Genomic DNA, 17,272 nt, shown 5'->3' on the forward strand with positions numbered 1-17,272 from the left:
TCTCCGATCGATGGCCGCGCTTATCCCTGGCGCAGCATCTTTAGGCGTTCCAGCAGGGCCTGGTGAATGTGGTGCTGCGCGGCGTCTTGCGCGCCTTGAACATCGCGGGCGCGGATGGCGTCGACGATGGCCTGGTGTTCCTGGTTGGAGCGGCCGGCCCGCTCCGATGAGCTGAGCGTGCTGCGTCCCAGCAGGTAGGTGGTCTCGGTCAGCGAATGCAGCGAGCGGATCAGGTAGCGGTTGTGCGCGGCGCTGTAGATGGCCTGGTGAAAGCGCAGGTTCTGGGCGACGGGGTCGCCGCCGTCGCCTTCGTCCAGGATGGCCTGCATGTTGGCGACTTCGGCGTCCGTGGCATGGCGCGCGGCGAAGGCGGCGGCAGCGCCCTCCAGCACTTCGCGCATGGAGTAGAGCTCCCCGACTTCCTGCTGGTCCATCGTGGTGACGACCAGTCCGCGGCCGGGCTCGTGCGTGATGAGGCCTTCGTCCTGGATGCGCTTGAGCGCTTCGCGCACGGGGGTGCGGCCCATGTCGAGCTGGTCGGCGACTTCCACTTCGCGCAGCCGGTGGCTGGGCGTGAACATGCCGGCCAGGATGCGGCGCTTGATCTCGTTGTAGGCCGCGAAGGCCTGCGAATTGCTCTTGGGAATGGGCAAGGCTGTCTCGATGCGTTTTTTGTATATTTTTGCATACAAAAAATCGGTCGACAATCCGGCCCCTGAAAATAGATGCTTGGCCGCCTTATCCGCCCAGCGGTGCGCGCGATACGTGACGCCGGAACAGGTCCGCCATGGTGGCCGCCGCCAGCGACAGCGGCGTGCCCTGCAGCGTCATGATGCCGATGCCGGCCACCGGCATGGGCACGTCGGCGCGGATGCGCCGGGCCTCGTCGCCGTAGGGCTTGATGTCCAGCATGCCGGACGGGCAGAGGATGAGCGCGTCGCTGCGGGTCATCAGGTTCCACATGACGCCGAAGGTGTCGCACTCGATGACCCGCTCGGGTTCGGGCAGGCGGTGCGCGCGCAGCCCGCGCAGAAAGGCTTCGGTGTGGCTGCCGGGCGATACGTTGAGCAGCCATTCGCACCCGCGGATGTCGTCCCAACGCCGTGCGCGCGCCAGCGGATGACCCTTGCGGCACGCGATCATGAATTCCAGCGGCCGCAGTTCCTCGAAGTCGAATTCCTGCCCGCCGGCGCCGTCGTTCATGCGCGAGGCCAGCGCGAAATCCAGCGCGCCGTTGCGCAGCGCGGGTAGCACCGAGGGGAGCAATCCCTCGGAGACCTTGACCTTGGCGGCCGGCATGCTGGCGCGGAACTCGGCCAGCACGTCGGGCAGCACGCTCATCATCACCATGGGCGTCACGCCGACCGCCACGCGCGCCTGCGCGCCGCTGAGCAGCTGGCGGATGTCCTGGCGGGCCAGCGCGAGTTGCGCCTGCGCCAGGCGAGCCCGAACCGTGAGGTGCTCGCCGCATTCCGTGACGGCGATGCCCTTGGGGCTGCGCGTCAGGAGCGGCGCGTCCAGTTCGGTTTCGAGTTCCTTGATGGCCTTGGTCACGGCGGCCTGGCTCAGGTGCAGGCTGCGCGCCGCGGCGCGGATGCTGCGCAGTTCGGCCACTTTCAGCCACGCGCGCAATTGATGGTCTTTCACGGCGATGTGCCCCTGACAACCTGGGGTGGTCACCTTAACAAAAATATAGCCTTACACGCAGCGCGGACCATCCCTAAGCTGATCGTCGATCAGGCCCGGAAAGACCGATGGCCTGGCCCGAAAAGCGCTTCAGGAGAATGCCATGCCGATCTTTGCCCGCCGTGCCGTTTCCTTGTTTCTTGTCCTCGTGGCCGCCACCGGCGCCAGCGCGGCCCGCGCCGACTGGCCGCAGCGGCCGATCAAGCTCATCGTCCCGTATGCCGCGGGGTCGGGCCCGGATGTGGTGCTGCGCCCGATCGCCGACGCGCTCGGCCGCGAGCTGGGGCAGCCGGTCATCGTGGAGAACCGGGGCGGCGCGGGCGGCATCGTCGGCACGCAGGCGCTGGCGTCGGCCGCGCCCGATGGCTACACCATCGGCTTCGGCAATATCGTCACGCTGGCGATCAACAAGAGCATGTACGCCAAGCTGCCCTACGACCCGCAACGCAGCCTGGCGCCCGTCAGCCTGGCCATCAGCAATGCGCTGGTGCTGATCGCGCGCAACGGCCTGCCGGCCAGCAACGTGCAGGAGCTGGCCGCGTACGCGAAGCAGCATCCGGGCAAGGTCAGCGTGGGATCGCTGGGCGTCGGATCCAGCGCGCATTTGGCGGGAGAGATGCTCAAGAGCGAAACCGGCACCACCATGTTGCATGTGCCGTACAAGAGCGGCCAGCAGGCCGTGGTGGATCTGGCCGGCGGACAGCTTGACGTGATGATCGACAACGTGGCGGGCGTGCTGCCTTTCATCCGCGCGGGCCAGGTCAAGGTGCTGGGCGCCACCAGCCTGACGCGCGTGCCGGTGCTGCCGGATGTGCCGACGCTGGACGAATCGGGCTTGAAGGGATTTGAGGTCGTGTCGTGGGGCGGCATCGTGACGCCGGCGGGCACCCCGGCGCCGGTGATCGCCAAGCTGAACGCCGCCATTGCCAAGGCGTTGCAAGACCCCGCGGTGCAGAAGCAGAACGAGACGCTGTCGGTCGATGCCACGCCGTCCACGCCCGAGCAGTTCGCCAGCCTCATCGCTGCGGAGATTCCGCGCTGGGCGGCGATGGTCAAGCAGTCCGGCGCGTCGGCGGACTGAACGGTCGGCGCGGAACGGGCTTTGCAGCGCGCGTGCGCCGGCGCGGTCCGCGCAGAACAGGGTTATCAGAATAGGGAGACAACATGACGAACGCACTGTGGCGCTGGAACGCGCTCGACCTGGCCCGTGCCATCCGCAACGGAGAAGTATCCAGCCGAGAAGCCGTGCAGAGCTGCCTGGACCGCGCCGACGCGGTCAATGCCGCCTTCAATCCGCTGACGGAGACGTATGCGGAACAGGCGCTGCGCGCCGCGGATGCCGCCGACGCGGCGGTGCGCAGCAAGCAGGCATTGGGCGCGCTGCATGGCGTGCCGGTCACGATCAAGGCCAACGCGGATCTGGCTGGCACCGCCACGACCAACGGCGTGACGGCCTATCGGAACCTCATCGCGCAGGAGAACAATCCGGCGGTCGACAACTGGCTCCGCGCGGGCGCGGTTGTCATCGGACGCACGAATGTCCCGGCGTTTTCGTGGCGCTGGTTCAGCGACAACGATCTGCACGGCCGCACCGTCAATCCGTTCGATGTGGCGCGCACACCGGGCGGCTCAAGCGGCGGCGCGGCGGTGGCGGCGGCGCTGGGCGTCGGGCCGCTTGCGCATGGCAGCGATCAGGGCGGCTCGATCCGCTATCCCGCGTATTGCTGCGGCGTTGCGGGGCTGCGGCCCTCGCAGGGCCGGGTGCCGGGCTACAACGCCACGCAGCGCTCGGAGCGCCCGGTGGTATCGCAGATGGCGGCCACGCAAGGGCCTTTGGCGCGTACCGTCGCCGATCTGCGCTTGGGAGTGGCGGCGATGTCGGGTGGCGACGCGCGCGATCCTTGGTGGGTGCCTGCGCCGCTGGCGTTTCCCGATTTGCCAGGCAACCGTCGCGTCGCGCTGTTCGCGGGCACGGCGCAGCACAAGGCCGACGCCGCAGTGGCCGACGCGCTGCAACGTGCCGCCGGCTGGTTGCAGGACGCGGGCTACATCGTCGAGGCCGCCGAGCCGCCGCAGTTCGACGCCGCGGCCGCGCTGTGGCTGGACGTGCTGATGAACGAAGCCGCCGGGTCCATGCAGCGCGAGATCGAACGCGCGGGCGATCGCGCCATCCAGAACGCGTACCGAAGCATGCTGGCGCACACGCCGCGCCGGGACAAGGACGGCTTCGTTCAAGCCATGGCGATGCGCACGACGATGCTGCGCGAATGGGGCCGCTTCTTTGAACGCTATCCGGTTCTGCTAATGCCGGTGTCGTTCGCGCTCCCTTTCCCGGTGGATCGGGATCAGCAGGGCGCCGACGTGATGGCGGACATCCTGCGGGCGCAGAGTCCTTTGGTCTCGACGGCGATTCTGGGACTGCCGGGGCTGTCGGTGCCGGTGGGGTTGGCGCACGGTGTGCCTGTCGGCGTGCAGTTGGTGGCCGGGCGGTTCCGCGAAGACCTGTGCCTGGCGGCCGGGGAGGTCATCGAGGCGCGGGCCGGCTGGTCAGTGCTGGAACGGCTTGGCATCTGACGGCGTCCCTTGCGGACCTAACCCGAAGCGCCTGAATCCTTCAACCGCGCATGGACGGCGGCGCCCAGCGCCGCGCCGTGGACGGCCAGATGCGCGCCCAACTGGATGGCCTGCAACAGGGCTTGGCGCGTCACCCCTTGCGCCAATCCCTCGTGGACCAACGCACGCGTGGTGTCCATGTCGCCCTGCGTGAAGCAGGCGTGCAGGGCGACCCGCACCAGCAAGCGCTCCGCGCGGGTCAAACCACCGGCAGGCGCGCCATGTTCCAGAAAGTCGAGCAGGACAGCGACATAGCCCGGGTCCATCGCCGCCAGCCGCAGCAGGCTACCCGCCTGTTCCGGCCACAGCGCGGCGATGCGGGCGCGCAGGGCATCGTCCGGATTCAGCGCCGGTTGGGGCGCGGCCTCGTGCAGCAGGTCGGCGGCTTGCAGCACCGCGCTCAGGCCCTGCATCGTGACAAGGTGCAGCACGTCGAACACGTCGGCATCGGTGGCGCCGGCCTCGCGCGCCATGCGCAGATGGGTGGTCAGGCCCGGCTCGAAAAGATGCGTGGCCGACGCATCGAGCGCCACGTAGATCAGCTCGACCATGCGGGGTGCCAGCGGTCCCGTCTTGGCCGGGTGTCCCGCGTAGTCGGCGTAGTGCGCCAGAAAGCCCGGATTGGCGTGCAGCATCGCGTCTGTCCACGGACGCCAATAGCCGCGCGCGGCGATGAAGCGGGCCTTGATCTCGTCCAGGCCGGTCAGCGGCTGCATAGCACTTGCCCCGTCAGATATTGGGCCTGCGCGCCGGCCACAAAGCGCAGCAGGGGCGCCAGCGCCTCGGGCGCCGTGCCGTGCGCGACCTGCACGGCATTAATGCGGCGCGCCGCCGGTCCCCATTCGCAGGCCAGCGAGGCGATCAGCATGCGCGCGGCCGCGTGATCGCCCGCATGTTCCCATTCCAGGCCGTCGTCATCGGGCAGCAAAAGCGTCAGGCTGGCGGGGCCGTCAGCGGTAAAGCGCTGCGCGGCCTGCAATGCTGCGGTCAGCCGTTGCCCCGGTGCGCTGGCCAGCACCGTTGCGTCCAGCACCGCGGGGTAGCCGTCGCCAGCGGATTCACCGGGCAGCGGCGGCCAGTCGCCGCGAACGGTGAGCGATAGGGGCGCATCCGCCGGAACGCGTCCGAGTCCGGCGGCAGGGGCATAGGTCTGGCTTCCGCCGTACACCGACGAACCGCCATCCATGCACACGAGTCCGCCGGCAAGCGGGGCCGCGTGCGTGCTGGCCAGGAAGGCGAGGGCGCATGCGATCTCGTCAGGATCGGCCAACCGGCCCAGCGGGATCTTGGCCACGGCGCGTTCGGGGTCCAGGCGGCCCGAGGCGATCAGGCCCGCCACCAGTTCCGTCTGCACGTAACCGGGGCAGAGCACGGTGACGCGAAGGCCCGGATCGGACTGGGCCAGCGCACGGCTCTGCGCGATCAGCCCGGCCTTGCTGGGGCTGTAGCCGCCGCGCCACGGGATGGCGCGCAGTCCCGCGCCGGAAGCCACATTGACGACGCGCGCGCCGTCGACGAGGCGGCCGCGCAGGGCGCTCACCAGACGGGCCGGCGCGCGCAGGTTCAGGTCGAGCAGCCGTTGCCAGTCGCCGGCGGCCTGGTCGACGGTGGGTCTATTGCTGCTGTCGGTCATCCCGGCGTTGTTGATGAGCGCTTCCAGGCGCGGCATGCCGTCCGCCAGGGAGGCAATCTGCGACGCGTCGGTCAGGTCGGTGACGCGTGCAAGATGCTCTCCATCGGCGGGCGCGGGCAGCTCGGCCCGCAGCGCCTGCAGCGCCGGCGCATTGCGGTCGACCAGGACGCAGCGATGGCCCGCGGCCGCGAGCCGGCGGGCCGCCGCACGGCCAATGCCGCTGGCCGCGCCCGTGAGCAGGATGGTGTCCATCAAAGGGTCGTGAACGTGATGCCGCCGTCCACCACCAGCGCCTGCGCCGTGATGAAGCGGGCCTCGTCGCTGGCAAGAAACACGATGGCCTCGGCGATATCGTCCACCGTGCCCAGGCGGCCCATCGGCGTGCTGGCGACGCGGCGCGCGTCGCGTTCGGCGTTGCGGTTGCGCTGCGTGCCTTCCGTGGGCACCGCCGACGGGCAGACGGCGTTGACCCGGATCCGGCGCGCACCGAGTTCGGCGGCCGCCGCGCGCGTCACGCCCAGCACGCCAGACTTGATGCCCGAATACACGATGGAATTGGGTGCGGACTTGAGCGCGGCGGTGGATGCGACGTTGACGATGGCGCCGCCGCGCTCGGGGTCCATGACCTCGGCCGCCGCCTGAATGCCCCAGATGACGGCCTTGAAGCCGATGTCCAGCATGCGCTCCAGCGTGTCGGGCTGAATGTCGGGCACGCTCTGGTAGCGCACCCAGGCGGCGTTGTTGACCAGGATATCCAGCCGCGAGCCATGCTCGGCGGCCTGCCGGACGGCTGCGCCGATGCCTTCGCGCGTGGCGACGTTCTGCACCACGGGAAAGGCGTTGCCGCCTTCGGCCACGATGCCGGCCACGGCCTCATCCACCAGTTCCTGCTTGAGGTCGTTGACGCCGACCGTGGCGCCGCGCGCGGCGAGCAGGCGGGCGGTGGCCCTGCCGATGCCGGCGCCCGCGCCAGTGACGAGCGCGACGCGCCCGGCGAGATCTTGTGCCATGTTTGCTTCCTATACCGATTGAATGAATGCGTGGCCGGCGCCGCGCGACAGCCCTGCAAACGCGGCGTCCAGCTTGCGCACCGCGCGCAGCGCGCGATGCAGGGGCAGTTCCCACGTGAAGCCCATGCCGCCGTGCAGGTGGATGGCCTTTTCGATGACGAAGGCCGCGTTGGCAAGCGCGCCAGCCAGCGCGGGCCGCGTGTCGCGCGGCGCGCCGTATTCGTCGGCGTGCGCAGCCCGCCGTATCGCGGCGCTGGAGACGTCCTGCAGCAGCCGCATGCGGGCCAGCAAGTGGCGCACGGCCTGCTTGGCCGACAGCGGGCGGCCGAACTGCACGCGGGTGGCCATGTAATCGGCCGCCGCTTGCAGCGCGCCTTCGGCGGCGCCGTTGGCGAACTCCGCCAGCAGCAGGTGCGCCTGGCGGCGCAGCGCTGCCCATGCGGCTTCGTCCAGCCGCGCAAGCACCGGCGCGTCCGCGAGCGCGATCCAGGTTTGCGGATGATCGGGATCCAGCGCTGCCTGGTCGTCGCGCGGCAATGCCGTGGCATCGACAAGGGCCGCGCCCGCGCCGTCGGCCACCAGCACCCAGTCGGCGGGGCCCTGATCCAGTCGCGCGTAACCGGCCTGCAGGCTGCCATGCCAGGCGATGCCGGCCAGGCATTCGCCGGCGGCCAGGGCCGCGGCCTGCGGCGTGCCGGCCAGCGCGCCCGCAAGCAGGATCTGTTCGGGAAGCGGCAAGGGCAGACGCAGACGGCCGGCCGCATGCGCGATCGGCAGCGCGAATTCGAGCGGGAGGCCCAGTCCGCCGTCGTCTTCGGCGGCCATGACCCCGCACAGCCCTGCTTGCGCCAGCACCTGCGCCATGGCGCGGGGATCCTGGCGGGTCAGGGCATCGGTGATCGCGGCGTCGGCGGCCTGCGCGAACTCCTCGGGACGCAGTTCTTCGTGGCTCATGTCAGGTCCTTGGGCAGATTCATGACGCGCTGGGCGATGACGTCGAGCTGCACTTCGGTGGTGCCGGCGTAGATCGTCTCGGCGCGCGAGAACAGGTAGGCGGTGGTGAAGGCTTTCTGGGCGCGGCGCGCCAGGGCGCTGGAATGCGGCCCCACTTGCGACAGCAGCGACAGCGCCAGACCGGCGAACGCCTGATGGCATTCCGACCAATACAGTTTGGTGAGCGAACCGCGCGCGCCGATGGTCTCGCCACGCAGCATGCGCGCCACGGTCAGTTCGACCAGGCCCTTCAAGCCGTCGATCTCGCAGACCAGGTCGCCGACGCGGCGCTGCACGTAGCCGTCGTCAAGCGCGGGGGCCAGTTGCGCATCGGATTTGCAGGCGGCGATGAGCTGGCGCAGTTCGCATTCGAAGCGCCACGGGCGGTACATGCGGTTGGTGGCGCGCTCGATGGACAGCACCCGGATGGCGGCGTTCCAGCCTTCGTCCGGGGCGCCCAGGCGTGCGCTGTCCGGCACCACCACGTCATCGAAGAACACCTCGGCAAAGGACTCCTTGCCGTCGATGGATTTGATGGGGACGACGCGGATGCCCGGCGTGTCCATCGGGACCGCGAACATCAGCAGGCCGCGATGCTTGTCGGCCACGGTGCCGGTGCGCGTCAGCAGCAGGCAGTAATGCGCCTTGGCCGCGCCGCTGGTCCAGATTTTCTGGCCGTTGATGCGCCACGTGTCGCCCTGCTGTTCGGCCTTGGTGCGCAGGCGGGCCAGGTCCGAACCCGCGTCCGGCTCCGAAAACCCCTGGCACCAGTACTGGCGCATCGCCAGGATCGTGGGCAGGAAGTCCTGCTTCTGCTGTTCGGTGCCCACGGCCATGATGATGGGGCCGGCCAGTTCCTTGCCGATGGAACTGACGCTCTCGGGCATGGGCAGTGCGCCAATCTCCTTGTTCACCGCCAGATGCTCGCGCAGCGTCAGGCCGTGGCCGCCGTAGGCCTTGGGCCACGTCATGCCGGCAAGCCCCGCCTGATACATCGCGGCCTCCCAGGCGCTGCTCTCGGCGAGCGAGGGCGCGCGCCAGTCCAGGCTGTCGGCGCGCATGAAGCCGGGCAGGTTGGCGCGCAGCCAGGTGCGCGCGTGCTGGCGGTAGACCTCGGGGCCCGCGGCAGGATCCGGGACCGCGGCGTGTTGTTCGAATTGCATGGCTGTCCTCAGTGGGCGGGGGCGGCGCGCGGAATCATCAGCGCGTCCAGGACGACGACGCCTTGGCCCTGCGGCCGCACCAGAATGGGGTTCATGTCTATTTCGGACACGTCCGCGCGGTGGCGGTACGCGAATTCGGACAGGCGCGCCACGCTGCGCGCGGCGGCGGCGATGTCGGCCTTGGGCCGCCCGCGTGCGCCATCCAGGATGGGAAACATCTTGAGCGACCGGATCATCTCGGCGGCTTCGTCCTCGCTGACGGGCGCGGCCTGCACGGCGACGTCCTTCAACACTTCGGCGTAGATGCCGCCCATGCCCACCATCACGATGGGACCGAAGACGGGATCCTGCGATACCCCGGCGATCAGTTCGGTGCCGCCCGCGACCATCGGCGCGACCAGCACGCCGTCGATGCGCGCGGCCGGCGCGTGCCGCGCCACATTGGCCAGGATTTGCGCGTAGCCCTGACGCACGGCGCCGGCATCGGCCAGGTCGAGCAGCACGCCGCCGGCTTCTGTCTTGTGCGCGACGTCCTCGGAGGCGATCTTCAGCACCACGGGATAGCCGATGGCGCCGGCCGCGCGCACGGCCTCGTCGGCATCGCGGGCGATGATCTCGCGCGGCACATCGATGCCGGCTTTGCCCAGCGCCTGCTTGGCGTGGAATTCGTTGCGGAACACGGCCGGGTCGACGGGTTCCGAAGCGGGCAGCGCCGTGCCATCGGGAATGCAATTGCGCAGGCGGCCCAACTGCACCAGTCCGGCTAGCCCCGTGGCGGCCGCGTCGATGCTGGAAAACACCGGAATGCCCAGCGCGTTGATCTGCTCTACGGCGTCGGCCGGCCCCTGGCTGATGACCATCAAGAGGCGGTCCGGGTGGCTGGCGCGCACCTCGGCCAGCGCTTGCAGGTAGATGCCGCGCAGCCGGGCGTTGTAGAGCGACAGCGACATGAACAGCGCAACGGAACCGGCCGACGGGTCCTCCAGCAGGGCGGTCAGCATCTTGAGCAGGATGTCCGGACGGGCGGACATCTGGGCGGACGCATCCACCGGATTGCCGGTGCTGGCGGTGGGCACGGCTTCCCGGATGCGCCGCTGCGTGTCGGGCGCGAGCGGGGGCAGGGACAGGCCCGCCTCGCTCATGGCGTCGGCCATCATGATGCCGAAGCCGCCGGACGCCGCCACGAGCGTCACCGCATCGTTGGCCGGCAGGCGGCGGGGCATGAGCAGCGAGGCGGCGTGGCCGATGTCGATCAGCGCTTCGACCGAGCGCACGCGCAGCACGCCGTGACGGCGAAAGACCGCGTCGATCACGGCGTCGGACCCGGTGAGGGCGCCGGTGTGCGAGGCGGCGGCGGCCTGGCCTTTTTCCGTGGAACCAATCTTCAGGATGATGACGGGCTTGGCGCGCTCGCGCGCCAGGCGCAGCGCACCGATGAGCTTGCCGGCGTCGCGGCAGGTCTCCATGCAGCACAGGATGATGCGCGTGTCCGCGTCTTCGGCCAGCGCGGCGATGCCGTCGGCGGCATCCACATCCGCTTCGTTGCCGGTCGCGATGAAGCGGCTGACGCCCATGCCGCGGCGGGCAACGCTTTGCATGGTGTGGCTGCCCACGTTGCCCGACTGCGACACGATGCCCACGTGGCCGGCGGGCGGCATGTTCTCTTCCAGCGCGATCGAGAAGGAACCGATCAGGCGCTCGGCCACATTGACCGTGCCCAGGCAGTTGGGGCCCAGGATCCGCATGCCGTGTTCGCGGGCGATGGCCACCAGTTCGGCCTGCAGCGCGGCGCCTTCGGGGCCGGCCTCCGTAAAGCCGGCCGACAGCACGATGGCGGCCTTCACGCCGCGCGCGGCGCAGTCGCGCAGCGCGGCGGGCGTGGCGGCAGCGGGCACGGCCAGGATCGCCAAGTCGGGCGCCGTGGGTGTCTGCGTCACGCTCGCGTACGCCGGCAGCCCCTGGATGGTTCCGCCCTTGGGATTGATGGGGTACACCGCGCCGCGGTAACCGTGCTTGATCAGCATGTGGACGGGACGGCCGCCGATCTTGGTGATGTCGTCCGAGGCGCCGATGACGGCGATGCCCGCGGCCTGGAAGAAGGGCGCCAGCCCCGCGCCGGGGCGTTGATGCTGCGTATCCATGCTCAACGTCCCTTGAATTGCGGCTGGCGCTTTTCCAGGAATGCCATGCGGGCTTCGCGCGCGTCTTCCGTTTTGGCCAGCGCCATGGTGAAGTCCTGCTCGAAGCGGTAGGCGTCGCGCTGCGGCATGAGGTCGACCATGTTCGCGGCGCGCTTGGCGTACAGCACGGCCAGCGGCGCCTTGCCGGCGATTTCGTGCGCCAGCGTCAGCGCGGCGGGCAGAAGCTGGTCCGCAGGCAGCACGTCTTCCAGCACGTTGCGGCGAAGCAGGTCGTGCGCGGTCAGGCGCTGGCCGGTAAAGAACATGCGGCGCAACGTCGAACGCCCGAAAAGCGTGCGCAGCATGGACGCGCCGCCGGCCAGGCCGACGTTGATTTCGGGCATGCCGAAGGTGGCGTTCTCGGACGCATACATGATGTCGCAGGCGGCCATGAGGCCCAGCCCAGCACCAAGCGCCGCGCCGTTGACGGCGGCGATGACCGGCTTGGCGCATTCCTTGATGGCGTTGCCGGTTTCGCGGGTGATGCGGTTGTGTTCAAGAAAGTCGCCGGCGATGTCGGCGTTGGGGCGGTCCTTCAGGTCGGCGCCGGCGCAAAAGACCGTGCCGCTGCCGGTCAGTACCGCGCAGCGGATGTCGTCGCGCTCGGAGATCTCGTCGAAGATCGCCACGATGCGGCGGCGCATGGCGCGATTGAGCGCATTGACCGGCGCGTTGTTCAGCGTGACCAGCGCCACGCCCTCATTGACTTCGAACTTGACGGGGGTGTCGCTCATGCCCGCACCTCGCTCGATTGGAAACACATAGCGGGGCGCCGGGCGCCGTGGGCATGCTGCATCGTAAGTCTCCTCGGGGTCCGATGACCGATCTTGTCTACTGTCCACGCCTGCCGGCACTGGACTTTTTTTGATTTTAGGAAGGGGCCTGGGCCCGATCTACGGCAAAAACGGTGGTTGTGTTCTGCAGGAATGGCGCATATTCCGGGCTCCCCGCAGCCGATACCATGGGGAAAAATCATCGCCAGCGCGCGTGTTGGAAAGAGGGAGGCAGATGCAGATCGAACGTATCGGATCGCTGCGTGCGGCATTGGGCGAATGCCCGGTGTGGGACGCGGCGGGCGGGCGGCTGTGGATGGCCGATTGCCGCAAGGGCCTGATCCTGGCCGTGACGCCGGATTCGGGCCGCGTGCAAAGCTGGCAGCTGCCGGCGCCGCTCGGGTCATTTGCCTTCAACGGCGAGGACGAGCTGGTCGTGGCGTTGAAGGAATCGTTTGCGCTGTTCCGGCCGGCGAACGGCAGCCTGCGAACGCTGGCCGATATCGGCGTCAGCCACCCCAACCTGCGGCTCAATGACGGCACGCCCATGCCGGACGGCAGCTTTGTCGCGGGCACCATGCACATTTACCGCGAGGCCGGCGAGGCGCCGCTGGGCGGACTGTATCGCCTGGACACGCGCGGCACGCTTGCCCGGATCGCGCAGGGGATCGGCGTGGTCAACGGCCCGGCCCTGCATCCGGACGGCACGCACCTTCATGTGTGCGACAGCGCGGCGCGCACCATCTACCGGTATCGCATGGATGCGCAGGCAGGCTTATCGGGCCGCGAGGTGTTTGCCGACACGGACGCGCTTGAATCGGCGCCGGACGGTTGCTGCTTTGATCGGGACGGCGGGCTTTGGACGGCGCTGGTGCATGCGGGCGCCGTCGTGCGGTTCGACCGCGACGGCAAACTGGACCGGCGCATCGACGTGCCGGTCGCCCACCCGGCGTCGCTGTGCTTTGGCGGGGACGACCTGACCGACCTCTACGTCACGTCCATCAGCGACAGCGGACGCCTGTCGGCCAATGGCCGCCTGGACGGCGCGCTGCTGCGCATCCGGGGCGCGGGTTACGCAGGCGCGCCACGCCCGCGCTGCGCGATCCGGCCCGGCGCCTGACGCTTACCGCCGGGTCAGGCGTCGGCAGCCGGCTTGCCGTACGCGGCGAATCGCAGCTCGGCGCCCGACACGTGCGAGGCGACAAAGTCCAGGAACAGCCGGATCTTCACGGGGATCATGGCCGTGTCCAGGATGGTGGCGTACATGCCTTCTTCGAAGGTGGTGTTGGTGACGCGGTAGTCCGGACACAGCCGCACCAGCGTGCCGCGCGCGATGTCGTGGTGCACGGTGTAGTCGTCCAGCAGCGCGATCCCTTCCCCCAGCCTGGCCAGCTCCAGCAACGCCACGCCATTGTTGGTGACGTGCCTTGGCTGGATCGGCACTTCGTCGATGACCTCGCCCTGCTTGAAGCGCCAGAGATACTGGTCGCCGGGAAGCAGGTAGGCCAGGCAGGCATGCTGGGCGATGTCGGCCGGCGTTTCGGGCGGCTTGCGATCGGCCAGATACGCAGGCGAAGCGACGAGATAGCGTTCGCTCTTGAACAGGATGCGCCGCTTCAGGCCGGCCTCGACGGGCGGCGAGATGCGGAAATCGATGTCGAAGTTGTTGCGCCGAAGATCCGTCTTGGCTTCCGACAGCACGAGTTCTATGTGGATCTCGGGGTAGGCCTCGCGAAAGGCCGCGACCAGCTGCGGCAGCACGCCCAGGCCGAACATCATGCGCGAATGCACGCGCAGCACGCCCTTGGGCGCGGCGCGGATCTCGGTGATGTTGCGATGCGCCTCGTTGATGTTCCAGAGAATGGGTTCGAGCTGGCGGGCGTATTCCTGGCCCGCTTCGGTCAGCACGACCTGCCGCGTGGACCGCAGCAGCAGCTTGACGTTGAGCTCGCTTTCGAAGTCGGTGATCATGCGCGACACCGAGGTGGCAGAGATGCCGAACTGGCGCGCGGTTTCCGAGAAGCTCTCGGACTTCGAGATCGACAGAAAGAGCTCCATGGCGCGCAGTCTGTCCATCATTCCTCCACTTTATGCAGCACAGAACGCCGCTTTTCTTGTATTCCAGCCCATGACTACCGGCCTCTAGAATTTCCTCAAGGATTCAAGCATCAATGAGGAGACACAATGGAATTCGGCGTATTCATTCTGGCGCAGCAACGAGGTTACCACCAGTCCTCCGCGCAAGTCATCAACAACTCCATCGAGCAGACGGTGGCGGCCGAGCAAGCCGGATTCAACACGGCGTGGTACGCCGAGCATCACTTCAACAACTACTCCCTGTCGCCGTCGCCGCTGATGACGGTGGCCCATGCCGCGGCCAAGACGCGCCAGATACGCCTGGGCACGGCAGTGTGCATTCTGCCGCTGTATCACCCCGCGCGCTTTCTGGCGGAAGTCGGCTTCGTGGACACGGTGTCCAATGGGCGGCTGGACCTGGGCGTCGGGTCGGGATACCAGCAATTCGAATTCGAGCGCTTCGGCGTCCAGATCGAGGAGTCGGGTGCGATCTTCAATGAGTTCCTGGACGTCATTCCCAAGGGCCTGACGCAGAAGATCTTTGAGCATGACGGCAAGTTCCTGAAGATTCCGCCCAGCTCGATCGCGGTGCGCTGCGTGCAGGATCCGATGCCGCCGCTGTGGATCACGTCGGGTAACCCGGTGACGCTTGGCCGCGGCGTGCGCGAGAACCACAATCTGTTCGTGACGGCGCTGCTCAAGGGCAACGACGCCATCGCGGAACTGCGCGGGCGGCTGGAGAAGGTGGCCGAGGACAACGGCAAGGACCTGGACCGCGACGTGAAGTTCGGCTTTTTGCGCTGTGGCTATGCGTCGGACAACAAGGCCGAGATCGATGCCTACCTGGATTGCGCGCGCTTTCAGCGCCGCATTTCCGAAAGCCTGAAGTTCCGCCGCGCGCAGAGCGACGACGGCTACATGGTCAAGGAAGTGCCTTCGGAAACGGACCCGACGTTCGAGCAATTGCGCAAGAACCTGCCGGTGGGTTCGGTCAACGAGGTCATCGACAAGATGCTCGAAGAGATCAGCATCCTGCGACCGAAGCACATTGCGCTGCAAACGCAGCTTGGCGATTTCGACCAGAAGACGATGCTCAAGCAGATCGAACTCTGGGGCGACAAGATTATTCCCGCGATCCGCAAGGAAGTCGGCAGCACGACCGTCCTTGCCTGAAGGAGGGCAGCATGCGTATCTACCTGAGCAATGCCGGCGCCATTGCGCTGCGCGACGCGGCCGATTTCGGCCGTCTGGATGTCTTGGCGGACCCGCAGCCCGCGGATCGGCTGGAACGCGCGATCGCGCGCATCGGCCGGCGCGAGGACGAGCGGCACGTGCGGCTGTCGCCGTCAGTGCTGCGCTTCCTGTCGCAGCACGCGGGCGATCCGGCCTGGGAAGCCAGCTTCTCGAAGATGGTGGACTACGCGGCACGGCACGGATGGGTCGACGAACGCGGCGACATCCGCGCGCACATGGTGGTCAACGAATGCGACGAGGTGGTGTCGGTGGATGACTTCAAGGCGGCGATGCGGTCGCTACCGGCCGGCATCAGCGCCGTCAGCACGGGTGACGGCGACGACATGGCGGGCATGATCGTCTCCAGCCTGACGTCGATCTCGGCCGACCCGCCGATGGTCGGGTTCTTTGTGCAGCAGACCGCGTCGGCGCATGCGCCGCTGCTGCGCAACGGCCGTTTCGTCGCCAACATCCTGGGAGAAGGCCACGGCGAGGTGATCGAGGCCTTCATGAAGAATCCTCAGGGCAAGGCGCGGTTCGCCCAGGGTGGATGGGTGATGAACGAACATGGCGCGCCGGTGCTGCCCGATGCGCTGGCCAGCATCGAATGCGACATCGTCTGCACCGAGAAGCTGGGCACGCACGATCTCATCGTGGGCAAGATTCGCAGGACGGCCTGCCGCGAGGCGCGTCCGGTGATCAACTTCAAGTCCGCCACGCACGGCATTGCGCCAGCGCAGCTGCAATGACCGGATGACCGCATTTGCGTGAACGACAAGCCCGCCATTTGGCGGGCTTTTGCATGGCGGAAAGGATGCGCCGGCGCGACGCCGGCGCCGGTGGTTCAATCGAGGACGATGCCGTTTTCCTTGATGACCTTGCCCCAGTACTGGCGGTCGGCTTCCAGCTGGGCTTCCAGCGCCTGCGGGCCGCCGGCTTTCTCGGTCTGGCCGTTGGCCACGAGCAGCTTGCGGAAACTCTCGGATTGGACGGTCTTGATGGCGGCGGCCGAATAGGCCTGCACGATCGCGTCCGGGGTGCCCTTGGGCGCATGCAGCGCGGTCCAGTAGCTGGCCTTGAGCTGGGGATAACCCAGTTCCGTCACGCAGGGCACTTCCGGCAGCGCCGGATCGCGGTGGTCGGTGGTCAGCGCCAGGATCTTCACCGCGCCGGCTTTCTGGTGGTCGGCCAGGGCGATGGGCGTCATGTAGGAAAGATCGTTGCGCCCGGTGATGAGGTCGATCAGGCTGGTGGGCGTGCTTTTGTAAGGCACGGCGGTCAGCGGGATGCCCAGGGTCTTGGACATGATCAGCCCGTACAGGTCGGTGACGCTGCCCGGGCCCAGCGAGCCGTAGGTAAGCGCGCGGTTCTCGCGTTTTGCATAGGCGACCAGTTCCGCCAGGGAATTGACGCCCATCTTCGCGGGCACGGTGATCGTAAGCGGACCGTCGAACATCATGGCGACGGATTTGAAGCTGTCGAAGCTGTAGTTCAGGCTGGGGCGCAGCAGGACGTTCAGGGATAGGGGGCCGGAACCGCCCATGAGCAGCATGCTGCCGTCGGCGGGCGCGCGCGCAACCTGCGAGGCGCCGATGATGCCGTTGGCGCCGGGCTTGTTCTCGACGATGAAGTTGATGCCCAGTTCGGCGCCCATGCCTTCGGCTAGCAGGCGCGCGAAATTGTCGTTGGGGCCGCCCGCTGCATAGGGCACGATCAGGGTCACGGGCTTGGCCGCGGCCCGCAACGGACGGGCGAACATCATGAGGGTGCCGGCCGCGATGAAGCCGCGGCGGGTGAGCTTGCGCATCTGTCTCTCTCCAGGTTCCCGCCGCCATGCGGGACCGTGCCTTCCGCGGGCCGGTTCTTCTGTTTTGACGCTGGCGGCTGGGTCGGCCGGAATCAGTGTCCGGCC

Annotated in this window: 16 protein-coding genes; 5 read left to right on the forward strand and 11 right to left on the reverse strand. The window is 68.2% G+C overall.

Annotated elements, in window-relative coordinates; all coding sequences use genetic code 11:
- Nucleotides 1-20: 20 nt before the first annotated feature.
- Nucleotides 21-653: a GntR family transcriptional regulator gene (locus tag FBY20_RS14250; protein WP_174245413.1), complete on the reverse strand. Its 633-nt coding sequence runs from the start codon at nt 651-653 to the stop codon at nt 21-23.
- 85 nt (nt 654-738) lie between these two features.
- Nucleotides 739-1,647 (reverse strand): LysR substrate-binding domain-containing protein, encoded by a 909-nt coding sequence (locus FBY20_RS14255; RefSeq protein ID WP_142052941.1) that lies wholly within the window; start codon nt 1,645-1,647, stop codon nt 739-741.
- Between the two features lie 142 nt (nt 1,648-1,789).
- Between FBY20_RS14255 and FBY20_RS14260 the strand changes: the two genes are divergently transcribed.
- Together FBY20_RS14260 and FBY20_RS14265 are read left to right on the forward strand one after the other, a co-directional pair.
- On the forward strand, nt 1,790-2,767 hold the full coding sequence (locus tag FBY20_RS14260) for a tripartite tricarboxylate transporter substrate binding protein (RefSeq protein ID WP_142052943.1): 978 nt from the start codon (nt 1,790-1,792) through the stop codon (nt 2,765-2,767).
- Between the two features lie 83 nt (nt 2,768-2,850).
- Nucleotides 2,851-4,260 carry an amidase family protein gene (locus tag FBY20_RS14265; RefSeq protein WP_142052945.1) on the forward strand — a complete coding sequence of 470 codons (1,410 nt, stop codon included), beginning with the start codon at nt 2,851-2,853 and terminating at the stop codon, nt 4,258-4,260.
- Between the two features lie 17 nt (nt 4,261-4,277).
- Here FBY20_RS14265 and FBY20_RS14270 read toward each other — a convergent pair whose 3' ends face one another.
- Genes FBY20_RS14270 through FBY20_RS14300 form a run of 7 tightly spaced genes read right to left on the reverse strand, consistent with a single transcriptional unit; the run spans nt 4,278 to nt 12,012 of the window.
- The gene (locus tag FBY20_RS14270) at nt 4,278-5,015 is read right to left on the reverse strand and encodes a carboxymuconolactone decarboxylase family protein (RefSeq protein WP_056324977.1); all 738 of its coding nucleotides are present in this window, start codon (nt 5,013-5,015) and stop codon (nt 4,278-4,280) included.
- On the reverse strand, nt 5,003-6,184 hold the full coding sequence (locus FBY20_RS14275) for an SDR family NAD(P)-dependent oxidoreductase (RefSeq protein ID WP_142052947.1): 1,182 nt from the start codon (nt 6,182-6,184) through the stop codon (nt 5,003-5,005). Before FBY20_RS14275 ends, FBY20_RS14270 begins: the two co-directional genes overlap by 13 nt.
- Nucleotides 6,184-6,942: an SDR family NAD(P)-dependent oxidoreductase gene (locus FBY20_RS14280; RefSeq protein WP_142052949.1), complete on the reverse strand. Its 759-nt coding sequence runs from the start codon at nt 6,940-6,942 to the stop codon at nt 6,184-6,186. Before FBY20_RS14280 ends, FBY20_RS14275 begins: the two co-directional genes overlap by 1 nt.
- Before the next feature lie 9 nt (nt 6,943-6,951).
- A complete protein-coding gene (locus FBY20_RS14285) occupies nt 6,952-7,896 on the reverse strand; it encodes an acyl-CoA dehydrogenase family protein (protein ID WP_142052951.1) in 945 nt (314 codons plus the stop codon).
- Nucleotides 7,893-9,098 (reverse strand): acyl-CoA dehydrogenase family protein, encoded by a 1,206-nt coding sequence (locus FBY20_RS14290; protein ID WP_142052952.1) that lies wholly within the window; start codon nt 9,096-9,098, stop codon nt 7,893-7,895. Before FBY20_RS14290 ends, FBY20_RS14285 begins: the two co-directional genes overlap by 4 nt.
- Before the next feature lie 8 nt (nt 9,099-9,106).
- Nucleotides 9,107-11,239, reverse strand: a complete 2,133-nt coding sequence (locus FBY20_RS14295; RefSeq protein WP_142052953.1) for an acetate--CoA ligase family protein — start codon at nt 11,237-11,239, stop codon at nt 9,107-9,109.
- Nucleotides 11,240-11,241: 2 nt separating this feature from the next.
- Nucleotides 11,242-12,012 (reverse strand): enoyl-CoA hydratase/isomerase family protein, encoded by a 771-nt coding sequence (locus FBY20_RS14300; protein WP_142052954.1) that lies wholly within the window; start codon nt 12,010-12,012, stop codon nt 11,242-11,244.
- A gap of 274 nt (nt 12,013-12,286) precedes the next feature.
- On the opposite strand from FBY20_RS14300, the gene FBY20_RS14305 reads away from it, so the two are divergent.
- Nucleotides 12,287-13,171: an SMP-30/gluconolactonase/LRE family protein gene (locus FBY20_RS14305; RefSeq protein WP_142052955.1), complete on the forward strand. Its 885-nt coding sequence runs from the start codon at nt 12,287-12,289 to the stop codon at nt 13,169-13,171.
- 14 nt (nt 13,172-13,185) lie between these two features.
- Here FBY20_RS14305 and FBY20_RS14310 read toward each other — a convergent pair whose 3' ends face one another.
- Entirely contained in the window at nt 13,186-14,127 is a 942-nt protein-coding gene (locus tag FBY20_RS14310; protein WP_056325002.1) for a LysR family transcriptional regulator, read from the reverse strand.
- Nucleotides 14,128-14,235: 108 nt separating this feature from the next.
- On the opposite strand from FBY20_RS14310, the gene FBY20_RS14315 reads away from it, so the two are divergent.
- Both FBY20_RS14315 and FBY20_RS14320 read left to right on the forward strand, forming a co-directional pair.
- Nucleotides 14,236-15,300, forward strand: coding sequence for an LLM class flavin-dependent oxidoreductase (locus tag FBY20_RS14315; protein ID WP_063954001.1), 1,065 nt, complete (start codon nt 14,236-14,238; stop codon nt 15,298-15,300).
- Nucleotides 15,301-15,311: 11 nt separating this feature from the next.
- Entirely contained in the window at nt 15,312-16,109 is a 798-nt protein-coding gene (locus tag FBY20_RS14320) for a flavin reductase family protein (RefSeq protein ID WP_063954000.1), read from the forward strand.
- A 95-nt stretch (nt 16,110-16,204) separates the two neighbouring features.
- Here FBY20_RS14320 and FBY20_RS14325 read toward each other — a convergent pair whose 3' ends face one another.
- Nucleotides 16,205-17,167 (reverse strand): tripartite tricarboxylate transporter substrate binding protein, encoded by a 963-nt coding sequence (locus FBY20_RS14325; RefSeq protein ID WP_142052956.1) that lies wholly within the window; start codon nt 17,165-17,167, stop codon nt 16,205-16,207.
- Between the last annotated feature and the right edge of the window lie 105 nt (nt 17,168-17,272).

The organism is Achromobacter sp. SLBN-14, assembly GCF_006715415.1.
GTDB classification, from domain to species: Bacteria; Pseudomonadota; Gammaproteobacteria; order Burkholderiales; family Burkholderiaceae_B; genus Achromobacter; species Achromobacter mucicolens.